The 16262-nt window shown below is 65.0% G+C and carries 13 protein-coding genes; 4 read left to right on the top strand and 9 right to left on the bottom strand.

What is annotated here, in order from left to right:
- Positions 1-36: 36 nt before the first annotated feature.
- Genes betB through betI form a run of 5 tightly spaced genes read right to left on the bottom strand, consistent with a single transcriptional unit; the run spans position 37 to position 6318 of the window.
- Positions 37-1500, bottom strand: coding sequence for a betaine-aldehyde dehydrogenase (betB, locus tag A9K71_RS16540; protein WP_066997727.1), 1464 nt, complete (start codon positions 1498-1500; stop codon positions 37-39).
- Between the two features lie 55 nt (positions 1501-1555).
- Positions 1556-3208 carry a choline dehydrogenase gene (gene betA, locus A9K71_RS16535; RefSeq protein WP_066997725.1) on the bottom strand — a complete coding sequence of 551 codons (1653 nt, stop codon included), beginning with the start codon at positions 3206-3208 and terminating at the stop codon, positions 1556-1558.
- Positions 3201-4205: a pyridoxal-phosphate dependent enzyme gene (locus tag A9K71_RS16530; RefSeq protein WP_066997722.1), complete on the bottom strand. Its 1005-nt coding sequence runs from the start codon at positions 4203-4205 to the stop codon at positions 3201-3203. The genes betA and A9K71_RS16530 overlap by 8 nt, the downstream gene beginning before the upstream one ends.
- Positions 4202-5731 carry a choline-sulfatase gene (gene betC, locus A9K71_RS16525; protein WP_066997719.1) on the bottom strand — a complete coding sequence of 510 codons (1530 nt, stop codon included), beginning with the start codon at positions 5729-5731 and terminating at the stop codon, positions 4202-4204. Before betC ends, A9K71_RS16530 begins: the two co-directional genes overlap by 4 nt.
- The gene (betI, locus tag A9K71_RS16520) at positions 5728-6318 is read right to left on the bottom strand and encodes a transcriptional regulator BetI (protein WP_066997716.1); all 591 of its coding nucleotides are present in this window, start codon (positions 6316-6318) and stop codon (positions 5728-5730) included. Before betI ends, betC begins: the two co-directional genes overlap by 4 nt.
- A gap of 188 nt (positions 6319-6506) precedes the next feature.
- Here betI and A9K71_RS16515 point away from each other — a divergent pair, with 188 nt between their 5' ends.
- Both A9K71_RS16515 and A9K71_RS16510 read left to right on the top strand, forming a co-directional pair.
- A complete protein-coding gene (locus A9K71_RS16515; protein WP_066998153.1) occupies positions 6507-7673 on the top strand; it encodes an acetyl-CoA acetyltransferase in 1167 nt (388 codons plus the stop codon).
- 49 nt (positions 7674-7722) lie between these two features.
- Complete coding sequence (locus A9K71_RS16510; protein WP_066997713.1) at positions 7723-8727, top strand: asparaginase; 1005 nt, start codon at positions 7723-7725, stop codon at positions 8725-8727.
- Here A9K71_RS16510 and A9K71_RS16505 read toward each other — a convergent pair.
- Positions 8724-10100 (bottom strand): TIGR03808 family TAT-translocated repetitive protein, encoded by a 1377-nt coding sequence (locus tag A9K71_RS16505; RefSeq protein ID WP_066998151.1) that lies wholly within the window; start codon positions 10098-10100, stop codon positions 8724-8726. The genes A9K71_RS16510 and A9K71_RS16505 overlap by 4 nt on opposite strands.
- 106 nt (positions 10101-10206) lie before the next feature.
- Here A9K71_RS16505 and greA point away from each other — a divergent pair, with 106 nt between their 5' ends.
- On the top strand, positions 10207-10689 hold the full coding sequence (greA, locus tag A9K71_RS16500; protein WP_066997710.1) for a transcription elongation factor GreA: 483 nt from the start codon (positions 10207-10209) through the stop codon (positions 10687-10689).
- Positions 10690-10761: 72 nt separating this feature from the next.
- On the opposite strand, the gene A9K71_RS33025 is transcribed toward greA, so the two are convergent.
- Genes A9K71_RS33025 through A9K71_RS16490 form a run of 3 tightly spaced genes read right to left on the bottom strand, consistent with a single transcriptional unit; the run spans position 10762 to position 14455 of the window.
- The gene (locus tag A9K71_RS33025) at positions 10762-10878 is read right to left on the bottom strand and encodes a hypothetical protein (protein WP_348626996.1); all 117 of its coding nucleotides are present in this window, start codon (positions 10876-10878) and stop codon (positions 10762-10764) included.
- A gap of 14 nt (positions 10879-10892) precedes the next feature.
- Positions 10893-13016 (bottom strand): methylmalonyl-CoA mutase, encoded by a 2124-nt coding sequence (gene scpA, locus A9K71_RS16495; protein WP_066997707.1) that lies wholly within the window; start codon positions 13014-13016, stop codon positions 10893-10895.
- Positions 13013-14455 carry a methylmalonyl-CoA mutase family protein gene (locus A9K71_RS16490; RefSeq protein WP_066997704.1) on the bottom strand — a complete coding sequence of 481 codons (1443 nt, stop codon included), beginning with the start codon at positions 14453-14455 and terminating at the stop codon, positions 13013-13015. The genes scpA and A9K71_RS16490 overlap by 4 nt, the downstream gene beginning before the upstream one ends.
- A gap of 269 nt (positions 14456-14724) precedes the next feature.
- Between A9K71_RS16490 and A9K71_RS16485 the strand changes: the two genes are divergently transcribed.
- Positions 14725-16248: a helicase HerA-like C-terminal domain-containing protein gene (locus A9K71_RS16485; protein ID WP_066997701.1), complete on the top strand. Its 1524-nt coding sequence runs from the start codon at positions 14725-14727 to the stop codon at positions 16246-16248.
- The last annotated feature ends 14 nt before the right edge of the window (positions 16249-16262 follow it).

Below are 16262 nucleotides of genomic sequence, written 5' to 3'. Positions count from 1 at the left end.
TCTGCTGTCACTGCGGGCTTTTGGCCAATCGCCAAGTCAATACGGGCTCGCCACATCCCCCGTCTCGACATAGACCGCCTTCAGCTGCGAATAGTGCGCCAGCGCCGCGAGCGAGTTCTCGCGGCCGATGCCGGACTGCTTGACGCCGCCGAAGGGCATTTCCACCGGCGTCAGATTGTAGGCGTTGATCCAGCAGGTGCCTGCCTGCAACTCGGCGATCACCCGATGGGCGCGGGGCAGGTCGCGGGTGAAGACGCCCGCAGCGAGGCCGAATTCGGTATTGTTGGCGCGTTCGATCACCTCGTCCTCGCTATCGAATTTCAGCACGCTCATCACCGGTCCGAAGATTTCCTCGTACGCGATGCGCATGCCATCGGTCACGCCGGTGAACACGGTCGGTTCGATGAAGAAGCCACCTTCGAAGCCCTGCAGCGACGGCACGTTGCCGCCGCAGGCAAGCGTCGCACCCTCCTCTCTGCCGGCGGCGATGTAGGAAACAGCCTTTTCCTGCTGCGCCTTGTTGACCAACGGCCCCATCTGCGTTTCCGGATCGAGCGGATCGCCGATGCGGATTTTTTTGGTACGCTCGGTCAGCCGCTCGACGAAGCGGTCATGCAGGCCCTTCTGCACGAAGACGCGCGTGCCGTTGGAGCAGATCTGGCCGGTCGAATAGAAATTGCCGAGCATGGCGCCGCCGATGGCGTTTTCGAGATCGGCATCGTCGAAGACGATCAGCGGCGACTTGCCGCCGAGCTCCATCGTGGCGTGCTTCATTTTCGAACCGGCAAGCGACAGCACCTTGCGGCCGGTCGGCACCGAGCCGGTCACCGAGACCTTGGCCACGACATCATGGCCGACGAGGCCGGCGCCGACATCGCCATAGCCCTGCACGACGTTGAACAGCCCGTCGGGCAGGCCCGCCTCGCTGTAGATTTCGGCCAGCGCCAGTGCCGAGAGCGGCGTGTTCTCCGACGGCTTGAACACCATGGCGTTGCCCATGGCTAAAGCCGGCGCCGACTTCCAGCCGGCGATCTGGATCGGATAGTTCCAGGCGCCGATGCCGACGCACACACCAAGCGGCTCTCGTCTTGTGTAAGCAAACGGTCCGCCGAGCTCGATCATCTCGCCGTTGAAGGCCGCCACTGCGCCGGCGAAATATTCCAGGCAATCGGCGGCCGAAGGCGCGTCCGCCACCAGCGTCTCCTGGATCGCCTTGCCGGTGTCCAGCGTCTCGATGCGCGCCAGGTCGGCATTGCGGGCGCGCAGGATATCAGCGGCGCGGCGCAGGACGCGGCCGCGCTCGACCGGCTTCATCCGTGCCCAGGCCGGCTGCGCCGCGCGCGCGGCCTCGATCGCCAACTCCAGCACGTTCGGCGTCGCCGAATGCAGCGTGGCGATGGTCTCGCCCGTCGCCGGATAGATCACCGGCAGTGGCGCGCCGCCTTCGTCCTCGATGTAGCGGCCGTTGACGTAGTGCGATGCCGTTGGCTGGGCGCGCATGGTCTTCTCCGTTCGTAATCGCCGGGGCGGGGGAGGGCGCCCGCCGGATCATGCGCTATCTGTCTGCCACCTGCCAGCGCGGATTGATCCAGGGTTCCTGGTTGGATGGCGCGAGCGGCGTGCGGCCAAGGATGTGGTCGGACGCCTTCTCGCCGGTCATGATCGACGGCGCGTTCAGGTTGCCGTTGGTCACCCGCGGGAAGATCGAGGAGTCGGCAACGCGCAGCCCCTCGACGCCGATCACCCGGCATTCCGGATCGACGACGCTGGTCAGGTCGTCGGCGCGGCCCATCCTGCAGGTGCCGCAAGGGTGATAGGCGCTCTCGGCGTGATCGCGGATGAAGGCGTCGAGCTCGTCGTCGGTCCGCACATGGGCGCCCGGCGAAATCTCCTTGCCGCGGAAGCCGTCGAAGGCCTTCTGGCCAAAAATCTCGCGCGTCAGCCGGATGCAGTGGCGGAACTCGCTCCAGTCGTCGGGATGCGACATGTAGTTGAAGCGGATCACCGGTTTCGCTTTCGGATCGGGCGAGCGCAGGCTCACCGAGCCGCGCGACTTCGACCGCATCGGCCCGACATGCGCCTGGAAGCCATGCGACTTCGCCGCCGCCTTGCCGTCATAGCGCACCGCCGCTGGGATGAAGTGATACTGGATATCGGGGTAGTCGACACCGGCCTGCGAACGCACGAAGGCCGCCGCCTCGAAATGGTTGGTGGCGCCGAGGCCGGTCTTGAAGAACAGCCACTGCGCGCCGATCATTGCCTTGGAGAACGGGTTGAGCACCGAATTCAGCGTGATCGGTCTGGTCGCTTCCTGCTGGATATAAAGCTCCAGATGGTCCTGCAGATTGCGGCCGACGCCCTGCCGGTCGGCAATGACCTCTATGCCGTTTTCCTGCAGATGTGCGCCCGGACCGATGCCGGACAGCATAAGGATCTTCGGCGAATTGATCGACGACGCGGCCACAATCACCTCACGTCGCGCCTTAACGACCTGAATCTGTTTGTGAGCTTCGATCTCGACGCCGACGGCGCGTTGATTCTCGATCACCACGCGTCGCGCGAAACCCTTAAGCAGGCTAACATTTTTTCGTTTGAGAGCCGGCTTCAGATAGGCGTTGGCCGCGGACCAGCGGCGGCCGCGCCAGATGGTCTGCTCCATCGGCCCGAAGCCTTCCTGCTTCGATCCGTTGTAGTCGTCGGTGAGCTCGAAGCCGGCCTGCCGGCCCGCCTCGAGGAAGGCGCCGTAGAGCGGGTTCTTGCGCGTGCCGCGCTGCACATGCAGCGGGCCGCCGTGACCGCGCCAGCCGTCCTCGCCGCCGTCGGAATCCTCCATGCGCTTGAAATAGGGAAGCACATCGGCGAAGCCCCATCCGGCAGCACCCTGTTCGGCCCAATGGTCGAAGTCGCGCGCATGGCCGCGAACATAGACCATGCCGTTGATGGAGGACGAACCGCCGATCACCTTGCCGCGCGGGGTGGCGAGCACACGGCCGCCGAGATGCGGCTCCGGCTCGCTGGCGAAGCCCCAGTCGTAAAGGCTCATGTTGAGCGGGATCGACAGCGCCGACGGCATCTGGATCAGCGGCCCCATATCGGTGCCGCCGAACTCGATGACGATCACCGAATGCTTGCCGTCTTCCGACAGCCGGTAGGCCATGGCCGAGCCGGCGGAGCCGGATCCGATGATGACGAAATCCGCTTCAAGCATTGTTCATATGCGCCATAAAGTCGGCGAGCGAGACATTGCCGCCGGTAGCCAACACAAGGACGGTTTTGCCCGCCACATCCACCTTGCCGCCGAGCAGCGCGGCAAGCGCGGCCGCGCCCGAAGGCTCCAGCACCAGCTTCAGCCGCTCGAAGGCGATCTTCATTGCACCCCGCACCGCGGCATCCTCGACGGTGACGCCGCGAACGCCGGCAGCACTCACCGCCGCGAAGGGCGCCTCGCCTGGCTTGCGCGCCATCAGCCCGTCGCAGATCGATCTCGGTCCGATCGGCATCGTCTCGATGGCGCCATGCGCCAGCGACGAGCCCATGCCGTTGAAGCCTTCCGGCTCGACGGCGATGATCTCGGTTTTCGGCGACAGATAATGGAAGGCGAGCGACACGCCGCCGATCAGCCCGCCGCCGCCAACCGAGCAGAACACCAGGTCGGCGTGGGCCTTCTTCGCCGCCAATTGGTCGAGCGCTTCCAGCCCGGCCCCTGCCTGGCCGGCGACGATCTCGGGATCGTCGAAGGGATGCAGCAAGGTGAGCTGCTCGGTCTCGGCGATCTCGCGCGCCTTGGCGGCGGCGACTTCCTCGCGGGCACGCTCGCCATGATCGGTCAGCACCACGCGCGCGCCATAGCCGGCGGTCGCGTCGCGCTTGGCGGCAGGCGCGTCGATCGGCATGACGATGGTGACGGGAATGCCGAGCGCCTGGCCGGCAGCCGCAAGCCCTTGCGCGAAATTGCCGGAGGAATAGGCGACCACGCCCTTCCTCGCTTCGTCCGGTGACAGCCGCTTAAGGCGCCAATAGGCGCCGCGCACCTTGAAGGACCCCGCCCATTGCAGCGATTCCGGCTTGACGAACACCCGCGCGGCGCCGGCTTCCCTCGCAAGTGCGGCCGACTCCAACAGCGGCGTGACTTGCGTCGCCGTCGAGGTCACCGCATAGGCCTGCTTCAGGCGGTCGAGGGTGGGAACCAGAACGTCTGCCATCATTCGCCTCGCGGATATCGTTTGCTCTCTTCAAGGTTGTCGAGATTCATGTGATTGCGCATGTAGCGCTCCGAGGCTTTCTGCAGCGGCTGGAAATCCCAGGGGTAATAGGCGCCGTTGCGCAGCGCCGGGTAGACGACCCAGCGGCGTGCCTGGCTTTCGCGCACCGCGGCATCGAACGCGGCCATGTCCCAGCGCGCCCGGACCTTTTCCATGAACGCCGCCACCAGGGCAGCGTTCGCCGGCTCGTCAGCGAGGTTGTTCCGTTCGAGCGGGTCGGCCTCCAGGTCGAACAGCTGCGGCGCGTCGAGCTCGCAATGGACGAATTTGTATTTGCCGTCGCGGATCGCGGCCAGCGGCGCATAGGAGCCTTCGGCGGCATATTCCATGAGAACGGGTGCGGTGCGCGGCTTGCCGCCGAGCAGCGGCAGCAGCGACTGGCCGTCGGTCCACGGCGCGATTGCAGCGATATCAATGCCGGCGAGGTCACAGAGCGTCGGCGTGACGTCGAGATTGGAGACGGGCGCCTCGATGAGGCCGGCTGGCACGCCGTTGCCGGCGATCATCAGCGGCACGCGCGCCGAGCCCTCGAGGAAGCTCATTTTGAACCACAGGCCGCGCTCGCCCAGCATGTCGCCGTGATCCGAGCAGAACAGGATGATGGTGTCGTCAAGCATGCGAGTGCGCTTGAGGACGTCCAGAAGCTCGCCGAGCTTATCGTCGACATAGGAAATGTTGGCGAAATAGCCGCGCCGGGAACGGCGCACCTGCTCGGACGTGATCTCGAAGGACTGATAGTCGCTTGCCCGGTAAAGGCGCTGCGAATGCGTGTCCTGTTCGTCATGCGGGATGAACGGCGTTTCGGGATCGAGCGTCTGGCAGTTCTCGTAAAGATCCCAGTACTGCCTGCGCGCGACATAGGGATCGTGCGGGTGCGATAGCGAAACGGTGAGACACCAGGGCCGATGTCCCGCATCGTCCTGCTCGCGCGAAAGCTGGTACAGCTTTTGCTCGGCCAGAAACACCACCTCGTCGTCATACTCCATCTGGTTGGTGGTCTCGGCAACGCCGGCGCCGGTGACCGAGCCTAGATTGTGATACCACCAGTCGATGCGCTCGCCGGGCTTGCGGTAATCCGGCGTCCAGCCGAAATCGGCCGGATAGATATCGGTGGTCAGCCGCTCCTCGAAGCCGTGCAACTGGTCCGGTCCAACGAAATGCATCTTGCCGGACAGGCAGGTGTAATAGCCGGCGGAGCGCAGATGATGCGCGAAGGTCGGGATCGAGGAGGAGAATTCGGCGGCGTTGTCATAGACCCCGGTGCGCGACGGCAGCTGGCCGCTCATGAACGAGGCCCGGCCGGGCGCGCAAAGCGGCGAGGCGGTGTAGTTGTTGGCGAAACGCGCCGAGCGGGCGGCGAGCGCCTTGAGATGCGGCACGTGCAGGAAATCCGCCGGGCCGTCGGGGAAGAGCGTGCCGTTGAGCTGATCGACCATGACGATCAGGAAATTGGGTCGTTCGGTGGTCAAGGCAGGCTCCGTCCGCTGAGCTTGGTTTCGAGATAATCTTCGACGAGCGCGATCGCTGTCTGCGCACCGGGCACGCCGTCCTTCAGCGCGCGCCGGATGTAGAGTCCGTCGATCAGCGCCGCCGTCGCTTCCGCAGCGCGGTCCGCTTCGGCCCTCGGCAGAATGCCGGTCAGCCCGCTCATCAGGTTGGAATTGAGCCGCCGCGCATAGATGCGAAGCAGCCGCCGCAACTCGGTCGATTTCTGCGCCTCGACATAGAAGGCGAGCCAGGCCGCGATGATCTCCGGCTGGAACTGCTCGTCGGAGAAACTGACCGCAACGACGGCCGAGACGCGCTGGCGCGGTGTCGCGGCGACGCGAAGCGCTCGTCTTGTATCGATGTTGAGCTCGGCAAGGATGTGCCGCATCGTGGCGAAGAGCAGCTCGTCCTTGGCACCGAAATAGTGATGGGCGAGCGCCGACGACACGCCGGCGCGGCCGGCGATCTCCGACATGGTGACGTCCAGCGAACCGCGCTCGCCGATTGCCGAGATCGTCGCGTCGATCAGCGCCTTGCGGCGCAGCGGTTCCATTCCGATTTTCGGCATGCGAGGGGTCCGGTTCGAAGCGAGATTATTTTTTATTGACGCATCAATCAATAAAAAATTGGCATCGGATCAATCGATCGTATCGCTCTGGCCCCATCCCTTCGGCTGGAAAACGGTTCACTTTTGAACAATATTGAATGTCATGCCGCGACCGGACGTGCTAGGCTGCGCGGCAGATGGAGGCTGTCATGACCGCATGCATCGTCGGCTGGGCGCATTCGCGTTTCGGCAAGCTCGAAGGCGAGACGCTGGAGGGCTTGATCACCAAGGTCGCCGTGGACGCGCTCGATCATGCCGGCATCGGCCCTGACGATGTCGACGAGATCGTGCTCGGCCATTTCAACGCCGGCTTCTCACCGCAGGATTTCACCGCGAGCCTGGTGCTGCAGGCCGACGACCGGCTGCGCTTCAAGCCGGCGACGCGCGTGGAGAATGCCTGCGCCACCGGTTCGGCTGCGGTGAGACAAGGCGTCCGCGCCATCGATTCCAACGCCGCCCGCGTCGTGTTGGTGGTCGGCGCCGAGCAGATGACCACCACACCTGGGCCCGAGATCGGCAAGAACCTGCTGAAAGCCTCCTACCTGCCCGAGGATGGCGAAACGCCGGCCGGCTTTGCCGGCGTCTTCGGCAAGATCGCGCAGGCCTATTTTCAGCGCTATGGCGACCAGTCGGATGCGCTCGCCATGATTGCCGCCAAGAACCACAAAAACGGCGTCGACAATCCCTATGCCCAAATGCGCAACGATTTCGGCTACGAGTTCTGCCGTCAGGAAAGTGAGAAGAACCCCTTCGTCGCCGGTCCGCTGAAGCGCACCGACTGCTCGCTGGTCTCGGATGGCGCCGCCGCGCTCGTGCTCACCGACACCGCGACGGCGCTGAAGATGCGCCGCGCCGTGACCTTCCGCGCCAATGAGCACGTCCAGGATTTCCTGCCGATGTCGAAGCGCGACATCCTTTCCTTCGAGGGCTGCGAGCGGGCTTGGGGCCAGGCGCTGAAGAAGGCCGGCGTCACGCTTGACGACCTCTCCTTCGTCGAGACGCATGACTGCTTCACCATCGCCGAGCTTATCGAATACGAGGCGATGGGCCTGGCGGAGCCCGGCGAGGGCGCGAAGCTCGCCCTGGAGGGCGTCACGGCCAAGGACGGCCGGCTGCCGGTCAACCCGTCCGGCGGGCTGAAGGCCAAGGGCCATCCGATCGGAGCTACCGGCGTCTCCATGCATGTGCTCACCGCCATGCAGCTGACCGGCGAGGCCGGCGGCATTCAGGTGCCTGGGGCAAAACTCGGCGGCATCTTCAACATGGGCGGTGCTGCGGTGGCCAACTACGTTTCCATCCTCGATCGGATCAGGTAGAAGCGGCCCGCATTGAAGCGGCGCCCGGCGCGCGCGTGCGGGAGGCAGCATGGCAAATCCGGTTCTGGTCGAAGTCACGCGGGGCGCGGTGGTCGAAAGCGCTCATCGCGGCGCGGTTTCTGTCTTCGACGCCGACGGCAAGCCTGTCTGGGAGATCGGCGATACGGCGCGACCGGTGTTTCCGCGCTCGGCGGTGAAGGCGATCCAGGCGCTGCCGCTGCTCGAATCCGGTGCTGCCGACGCCTACGGCTTCGGCGATCGCGAATTGGCGCTGGCCTGCGCCTCGCACTCAGGCGAGCCGGCGCATGTCGAACTGGCGCAAGCAATGCTCGCCAAGGCCGGTCTCGACAAGACGGCGCTCGAATGCGGCGCGCACTGGCCGTCGAGCCACGTTGCGACGATCGCGCTGGCGCGCACCGGCAGCGCGCCCAACCCGCTCCACAACAATTGCTCCGGCAAGCATGCCGGTTTCCTCTGTACCTGCGTGCATTCCGGCATTGCCCATGGCGGCTACGTCAAGGCCGGCCATGCGCTGCAGGAGATGGTGCGCGACGCGATGCAATCGGTAACCGGCGCCGCGCATGATGTCGACCATTGCGGCACCGACGGCTGCTCGATCCCGACCTATGCCGTGCCGCTGAAGAGCTTTGCGCTGGGCTTTGCGCGTATGGCGACGGGCAGGGGCTTTGCGCCCGAACGCGCCAAGGCGGCGAAGCGCCTGCTCTCGGCCTGCATGGCCGAACCGTTCCTGGTGGCCGGCACCGGTAAGGCGGACCTCGCGCTGATGCGGGCCGCGCCCGGCCGCATCTTCGTCAAGACCGGCGCCGAGGGCGTCTATTGCGCGGCCTTGCCCGAGCTTGGTCTCGGCATCGCCTTGAAATGCGATGACGGCGCCAGCCGCGCCTCCGAGGTGATGATCGCCGCCGTGCTGGCCAAGCTGCTGCGCAGCGACGAAGCGCTCGCGGCAAAGCTTGCCGAACTCGCCCATCCGCCGGTTGAAAGCCGTATCGGCGCCAAGGTGGGCTTGCTGCGGCCGACGGCGGCGCTGGCCTAACTGACCTTGTTCCGCTCGACAGTCAGATGCGCGTAGCCGGTAAAGGTTGATCTTGCCAGATCGCCCGTCACCGGATTGGCCCAGCGCTGGCCGATGATGGCGCCGTTCTGCGCGGCGTCGATGATATTGTCCGAAATGACAGCGCTGCCGGAACCCTCGACGACGCTGACGACGATGCCCGTGCCGGACTTGCGGATGATGTTGCCCGTTGCAACCACATTGCGCAGATAAGGTCCCCAGCCGAGCTGCATGCCGTAGAGTGGCGCGTTCTCCACGACATTGCCGCAGACGGAGGTTTCGGCCTCGGCGCTGATGCCGACGCCGAAGCCCGGCGGGTCGGCGGTGTAGGGGCCGACGGTCGAGAGGTTGCGAACGATATTGTTCGAGCACACGGCCATGCGGCCGCCTTCGTTGAAGTTTACGATCGAGATGCCGTTGGCGGCACCGTCGACCAGATTGTTGCTGAGGATCGCACCCTCGAAGGAGAATTCCGAATAAATCCCCGTCTCGCCCGAGCGCGAGCAGGTGTTGCCGGTGATCTGCAGATTGCTGGAGCTGTTGGCGCGGATCGCCGAGAAGGCGCAGTCCGACACGACGTTGGCGGAGATAATGACATTGCCGGCGCGGAAGACGTTGATACCGTTGCCGTTCTGGCCGGTGCCGCCGCTCCTCGCGCCGATGCGCTGAACGCGGTTGCCGCTGACAATGGTGCCGTCCTCCGCCTGCTGCCAGCGATGCACCAGAATGCCGCCATTGGCGCAATCTGAGACGGTATTGCCCGAGATCTCCAGCCCGCCGGCCTCGACCGAATAGATGCCGGCGTCTGCCGCGCCCGAAACATCGCAGCGCCCGATGCGGCCTGAAACATGTTCCAGCGCCAGCCCGTTCTTGCCGCTGCCTGTGACCTGGCAATTGTCGATGGCGAGATGCGCGACGCGGCGCAGATCGAGCAGCCCTTGCGTATAGTCGGCCAGCCAGCGGTTGCTGCCGTCCAGCACCAGCCCGCTGAGCTCGATATGTTCGGCCTGGTCGGCCATCATCAGGTGGCCGTTGCCGCCATAGACGATGCGGGTCGCGCCCGGGACGCCCGAAAGGCGCACGCGGGCAGGCAGCTTCAGGTTGGAGACAAGATAGGTCCCGGGCGGCAGAAACACCGGCGCATCGCGGTCGCTGGCGTCGCCGAGGATCTTGGCGAAGGCCTTGCTCTGGTCGTCCAGCGCGCCCGGCTGCAAGCCGATTTCGATTGCATTGATCGAGCCGCGCATCGTGGCCTTCTCGATGCCGGGCAGCATCTTCGCCGATGCCTTGCCGGCAAAGAGGCCGGCAGCGGCGAGGCCGGTGGTGCGGGCAAGCAGCGTTCGTCTGTTCAACATCGGCACAGGTCCTGGCGTTTCAACCGCTCCGTCGCAGGAATCGTGCCAAGGCCAGCTCGCAGGCAAACCGCTTGTGCAGTTGCCTGACCAAGCTTAAGTTCATGTTATGAGTAGAGCTTTCACCCGCGAGGAAGACAGCGAAAACGCCATTGCCGGTGTCGGCGAACGGCCGATCAGTCCGCACCGCAATTTGGTAACGGAGCGGGGACTCGCGATGATCGAAGAGAATCTCTCCGAATTGCGAGATCAAATGGCCAAGGCCGAAAGACGCGGCGATCGCGAGCGCCTCGCAATAGTGTCCCGCGACCTGCGCTACTGGACCGCGCGGCGCGAGAGCGCGGAGCTTTCGGTGCCGGAGTCCGGCAGCAATGTGGTCCGCTTCGGCATGGGCGTCACATTGGAAAACGGCGACGGCAAGAAGGTCCATTGGCGCATCGTCGGCGAGGACGAGGCCAACCCGTCGAAAGGCAGCATCTCCCACGTCTCGCCGATGGCGATGGCCCTGTTCGGCAAGAAGGTCGGCGAGGTCGTTGCCGTCAACGGCAAGGAGTGGGAGATCGTCAAGCTGTCGGACAAGGCCGAGAACTAGACCTTGAGCTTGACTGTACAGTCGCGGAAAAACGCCGCGGCTCCGATCTCATTTCACCTGCCGCGACATCCATCACGAATTCGTAGATCGTGCCGTTATCAGCTGTAAGGTGGTAGCCGTTGATGCAGCACCGGCAGCGACCATCGCCGTACGCTTGTTCCCGTCCACAAAGGCACGGTTCCTGGCGATGCCGAAGATGTAGGCTATCCAACCGCCAGCAATCGATCCATCAGCCTGTCCGCCGCTTGCGGGATGACGGTGCCCGGCGGGAAGATTTCGGCCGCTCCCGCCTTCAGCACCGCATCGTAGTCCTGTGGCGGGATGACGCCGCCGGCGACGATCAGCATGTCGCCATGGCCGAGCTTCCTCAGCGCCTCCTTGAGCTCGGGGATCAGCGTCAGATGTCCGGCCGCGAGCGAGGACGCGCCGATGATGTCGACATCATGCTGCACCGCCAGCTTTGCGATCTCCTCTGGCGTCTGGAACATCGGTCCGACGGTGACCTCGAAGCCGAGATCGGCAAAGGCGCTGGCGATCACCTTCTGGCCGCGATCATGGCCGTCCTGGCCCATCTTGGCGACCAGGATGCGCGGCTTTGCACCGGACTTCTTCTCGAAGGCTTCGAGCTTGTCCTTGAGCCGATCGACCGCCGGATTGTCGCCGAGCGCGTCGCGATAGACGCCGGAGATGGTCTGCACGGTGGCTGCATGGCGCCCGAACACCTTCTCCAGCGCCAGCGAGATCTCGCCGACGGTCGCATTGGCCCGCGCCGCGCTGATCGCGAATTCGAGCAGGTTCTCGCCGCTTTCAGCCGCGCGGGTGAGGGCGGTTAGCGCATCCTCCAGGGGCGCGACGTCGCGCGTGCCTTTGAGCCGCTGCAGCTTCGCCAATTGCCGGGCCTTGACCTCGGCATTATCGATCTTCAGCACATCGACCTCGATATCGGCTTCCGGGCGATGCGCATTGACGCCGACCAGCACCTGCTCGCCGGAATCGATGCGTGCCTGGGTGCGCGCCGCCGCTTCCTCGATGCGCAGCTTCGGAATGCCTTTCTCGATCGCCGCCGCCATGCCGCCGAGGTTTTCGACCTCCTCGATATGAGCCAGCGCGCGGGCCGCCAGATCATGCGTCAGCCGCTCGACATAAGCCGAGCCGCCCCACGGGTCGATCATGCGCGTGGTGCCGGATTCCTTTTGCAGGATGAGCTGCGTGTTGCGGGCAACGCGGGCCGAATGGTCGGTCGGCAGCGCCATCGCCTCGTCGAAGGAATTGGTGTGCAGCGACTGGGTATGTCCCTGCGTTGCCGCCATCGCCTCGATCATCGTGCGGGTGATGTTGTTGTAGGGATCCTGCGCCGTCAGCGACCAGCCCGATGTCTGGCAATGGGTGCGCAGCGACAGCGAGCGCTCGTCCTTCGGCGCAAAATTCTTTTTCATCATGCTCGACCAGAGCAGCCGCGCGGCCCTGAGCTTGGCGACCTCCATGAAGAAGTTCATGCCGATCGCCCAGAAGAAGGAAAGGCGCGGCGCGAACCGGTCGATGTCGAGACCCGCGGCGACGCCGGCGCGCGCATATTCGATGCCGTCGGCGATGGTGTAGGCGAGTTCGAGGTCGGCCGTCGCGCCCGCCTCCTGCATATGATAGCCGGAGATCGAGATCGAATTGAATTTCGGCATGTGCCGCGAGGTATAGGCGAAGATGTCCGACACGATCCGCATCGAAGGCTTCGGCGGATAGATGTAGGTGTTGCGGACCATGAACTCCTTCAGAATGTCGTTCTGAATGGTCCCGGCGAGGTCCTTCTGCGCGACACCCTGTTCCTCCGCCGCCACGATGTAGAGCGCCATGATCGGCAGCACGGCGCCGTTCATGGTCATCGACACCGTCATCTCGTTGAGCGGAATGCCGTCGAACAGCTGGCGCATGTCGAGGATGGAATCGATCGCCACGCCCGCCATGCCGACATCGCCGGCGACGCGCGGATGGTCGCTGTCATAGCCGCGATGGGTCGCGAGGTCGAAGGCAACCGACAGGCCCTTCTGGCCGGCCGCGAGGTTGCGCCGGTAGAAAGCGTTGGATTCCTCCGCCGTCGAGAAGCCGGCATATTGCCGGATCGTCCAGGGCTGCTGGACATACATGGTCGGGTAGGGGCCGCGCACGAAGGGCGGCAGGCCCGGATAGGTGTCGAGATTGGCCAGGCCCTTGAGGTCGGCCTGCGTGTAGAGGTGTTTCAGGGCGATGCCTTCCGGCGTCATCCGCTGGCCCTTAAGCTCGACCGGCGCGCGGCGCGGCGCCGACCAGCCGATCTGGCTGAAATCCGGGATCATGAGCCGGCTCCGATCGACTGATCGATGCGAACTGGAAACAGCGGCTCGCAGGTCGCCACGCCTTCTGTCAGCGCGGGCCGGCGTTCGGCTTTCAATGTCTCGACGGGGCGCTCGCTGCCGGTGCGGAACAAGCTGGTGCCGATGATGCCGCGTTCACCGGCCCGATAGCCGGCATTGCGCTTCGCGGCGGCCGTCTGCACACGGTTCTGGATATAGCCCTGCTGCAGGCTGTTGAGCACGCCGCCCTCGGCCTCGATGCGCTGGAATTCTTCCCAGGCCGCCGCGCAAAGACCGTCGGTCAGCGCCTCGACCGCTCCGGAGCCGCTGGCCGGATCGGCCACGTGATGGAGATGGCTCTCATGCGCCAGGATCAGCTGCGCGTTGCGGGCGACGCGGCGCGCAAAACCGGCCGGCAGTCCATGCGCGATGGTGTGCGGCAGGATCGAGACGGAATCAGCCCCGCCGGTCGCCGCGGCAAAAGCGGCAATCGTGGTGCGCAGGATGTTGGTTTCCGGATCCGCCATCGCCATCATGCGATAGGAGGTCTCGGCGTGGACGTTCGCCGTCGAGGCCGGGATCGAGCAGGCTTCCTGGATCCGCGCCCAGAGCTTGCGCAACGCCCGCACCTTGGCCATCGACAGGAACTGGTCCTGGTCGACGCTGAGGGCAAAGCCGATATAGGGCGCGGCATAGACCAGCGGCTGGCGCGCCTTCTCGAACATCCTGAGATAGGACACGGCGGAAGCCATCATCGTGCCGAGCTCCTGCGCCTCGGTGGCGCCGGCATTGTGGAAGACGCGGCCGTCCGCTTCGAGCAGCACGCCGGGCACGCCCATCGAGAAGAAATGCGCCAGCGATTGCGGCATTGACTCCTGCAGCGCCTCGATCGAGGTGCGCAGCCGTCCGGTGCCGGCGAAGATCGCCGCCGGGTCGATGCCGAAGGAAAGGTTGAGCTTCGCCGGATCGGAGCGGCGCCGGGTCAGGAAGGCGAGCAGCCAATCCGCCACGGCGCGGCTCCACGGATGCGCATCGATGCGTACCTGCACCCGGTTCAGCGGCACGCCGTCGAGCACCGTTTCCAGCGCCTCCGCGGTTCGCGGCAGTCCATAGCCGAAGGCGTTCGGCGCACCCTCGAAAACCAGCGACAGGCCGGTCGCGCCCTCGGCGATGTCCTGCAGTGCCTGGGCGCTGGCGCGGGCGATATCGGGATCGTCGATGCGCTGGCTGACGATCCATGGCGACTTCGGATTGGTGCGCACCAGCGGCTCGGCTGTCGTCGAACGCTCGCTGAGCGGCTCGATGCGGATGCCGTCATCCGTGTGCGAAACAAGCTTCTCTTCGAAAGCGCCGCCGGCAAGCGCTTTTTCCGCCAGCGCCAGCCAGCGCCTGGCGTCCGGGTTGGGAAGGTCGACATCCCTAGTCAAGGCGCCGGCGCCCATCGCACTCCTCGTCTCTCGGCCGCATCAGCCACCAGTCTATGGTCCCCCGCCGCATATCACAATGCGACATCCGTCGCGGTTGTTCCGGCAGCCGCTAACCGATTGCCAAACATGCGCAAAATCCGCAAGCTCAGTAAGGTGATTTCGATGCCAGCGTCAAATTCGAATAGCGCCAAAATTAATGGTGGGCATTGTCGCCCGCCGATCGCGTTACTATCCTCCATGAGACCGGGCGTTTTTTGGCGGAAGAGATTGCGGAGACCAGACATATGGCTGACCACAACAGCATCTTCATCGGCGCCAGCCGCAAGCCTGATGATTCCTACCAGCGCGCCGAGGAACTCCGGCTGCGCTACGGCAACCGCCACGGCCTGATTACCGGCGCCACAGGCACCGGCAAGACGGTCAGCCTGCAGGTCTTGGCCGAGGGCTTTTCAAATGCCGGCGTCCCGGTCTTCTGCGCCGACATCAAGGGCGACCTTTCCGGCATCGCCATGATGGGCGAGGCCAAGGATTTCCTGGTCAAGCGTGCAGAGCAGGTGAAGCTCGATCCCTATCAGTTTCAGGAATACCCGGTCATCTTCTGGGATCTGTTCGGCGAGCAGGGTCACCCGATCCGTGCCACCATCTCGGAAATGGGGCCGCTGCTTTTGTCGCGGCTGATGAATCTCACCGAAGCGCAGGAAGGTGTCATGAACATCGCCTTCCGCATTGCTGACGAAGAGGGCCTGCTGCTGCTTGATCTCAAAGATCTGCAGGCGCTGCTCGCCAACATCGCCGAGCGCGCCGACGAGCTCAGCGCACGCTACGGCAATGTCACCAAGCCTTCCGTCGGCGCCATCCAGCGCACGCTTCTGGTGCTTGAGCAGCAGGGCGCCGCGAACTTCTTCGGCGAGCCGGCGCTGCGCATCGCCGATTTGATGCGCACCACCCGCGACGGCCGCGGCGCGATCAGCGTTCTGGCCGCCGACAAGCTGATGATGAATCCCAGGCTCTACGCCACTTTCTTGCTATGGCTGATGTCGGAGCTGTTTGAGGAACTGCCCGAGGTCGGCGATCTCGAGCGGCCGAAGCTGGTCTTCTTCTTCGACGAGGCGCATCTTTTGTTCGAGGACGCGCCGAAGGTGCTGGTTGATCGCGTCGAGCAGGTGGTGCGGCTGATCCGCTCCAAGGGTGTGGGCGTCTATTTCGTCACCCAGAATCCGCTCGACATTCCGGAAAAGGTTTTGGCCCAGCTCGGCAACCGCGTGCAGCACGCGTTGCGCGCCTATACGCCGCGCGAGCAGCAGGCGGTGCGGACGGCGGCCGACACCTTCCGGCCCAACCCGGATTTCGACTGCGCCACCGCGATCACCCAGCTCGCCACCGGCGAGGCGCTGGTCTCGATGCTGGAGGACAAGGGCGTGCCGGCCATGGTCCAGCGCACATTGATTCGTCCGCCGTCGTCGCGGCTCGGGCCGATCACACCCGACGAGCGCCGCAAGGTCCTTGCCGAGAGCCCGGTCGCCGGGCAGTACGATCAAGCGGTCGATCGCGACTCGGCCTTCGAGATACTGCAGAAGAAGACCAGGGAGGCGCAGGAAGCCGAAGTGCAGGCGCAGCAGGCGGGCACCGGCGGCTCGCGCTGGACAATTCCGGGCTTCGACGATGTGTTGGGAGGGTCGGGCCGCCGGTCCTCCAACCGCCAGACAGTGGCCGAAGCCGCGATCAAGTCGGTGGTGCGTTCGGTGGGCTCTTCTGTCGGCCGCGCGATCGTGCGCGGAATACTAGGGAGCCTGGCGCGCGGGCGGTAGGAGGCCCCATAGCG

Origin of the sequence: Mesorhizobium sp. WSM3873, from assembly GCF_001672445.1 — a bacterium.
Classification (GTDB): Bacteria; Pseudomonadota; Alphaproteobacteria; order Rhizobiales; family Rhizobiaceae; genus Mesorhizobium.
Note: the sequence above shows the minus strand (reverse complement) of the source record. Positions and strands in the feature narration are given on the sequence as shown.

Coding starts and splice junctions, on each gene's coding strand:
- A9K71_RS16510 (WP_066997713.1), top strand. CDS start 7,723: ATGGCAAATCCGGTTCTGGTCGAAGTCACGCGGGGCGCGGTGGTCGAA.
- scpA (WP_066997707.1), bottom strand. CDS start 13,016: ATGATCCCGGATTTCAGCCAGATCGGCTGGTCGGCGCCGCGCCGCGCG.
- A9K71_RS16485 (WP_066997701.1), top strand. CDS start 14,725: ATGGCTGACCACAACAGCATCTTCATCGGCGCCAGCCGCAAGCCTGAT.
- A9K71_RS16490 (WP_066997704.1), bottom strand. CDS start 14,455: ATGGGCGCCGGCGCCTTGACTAGGGATGTCGACCTTCCCAACCCGGAC.
- betA (WP_066997725.1), bottom strand. CDS start 3,208: ATGCTTGAAGCGGATTTCGTCATCATCGGATCCGGCTCCGCCGGCTCG.
- A9K71_RS16530 (WP_066997722.1), bottom strand. CDS start 4,205: ATGATGGCAGACGTTCTGGTTCCCACCCTCGACCGCCTGAAGCAGGCC.
- greA (WP_066997710.1), top strand. CDS start 10,207: ATGAGTAGAGCTTTCACCCGCGAGGAAGACAGCGAAAACGCCATTGCC.
- A9K71_RS16515 (WP_066998153.1), top strand. CDS start 6,507: ATGACCGCATGCATCGTCGGCTGGGCGCATTCGCGTTTCGGCAAGCTC.
- betB (WP_066997727.1), bottom strand. CDS start 1,500: ATGCGCGCCCAGCCAACGGCATCGCACTACGTCAACGGCCGCTACATC.
- A9K71_RS16505 (WP_066998151.1), bottom strand. CDS start 10,100: ATGTTGAACAGACGAACGCTGCTTGCCCGCACCACCGGCCTCGCCGCT.
- betI (WP_066997716.1), bottom strand. CDS start 6,318: ATGCCGAAAATCGGAATGGAACCGCTGCGCCGCAAGGCGCTGATCGAC.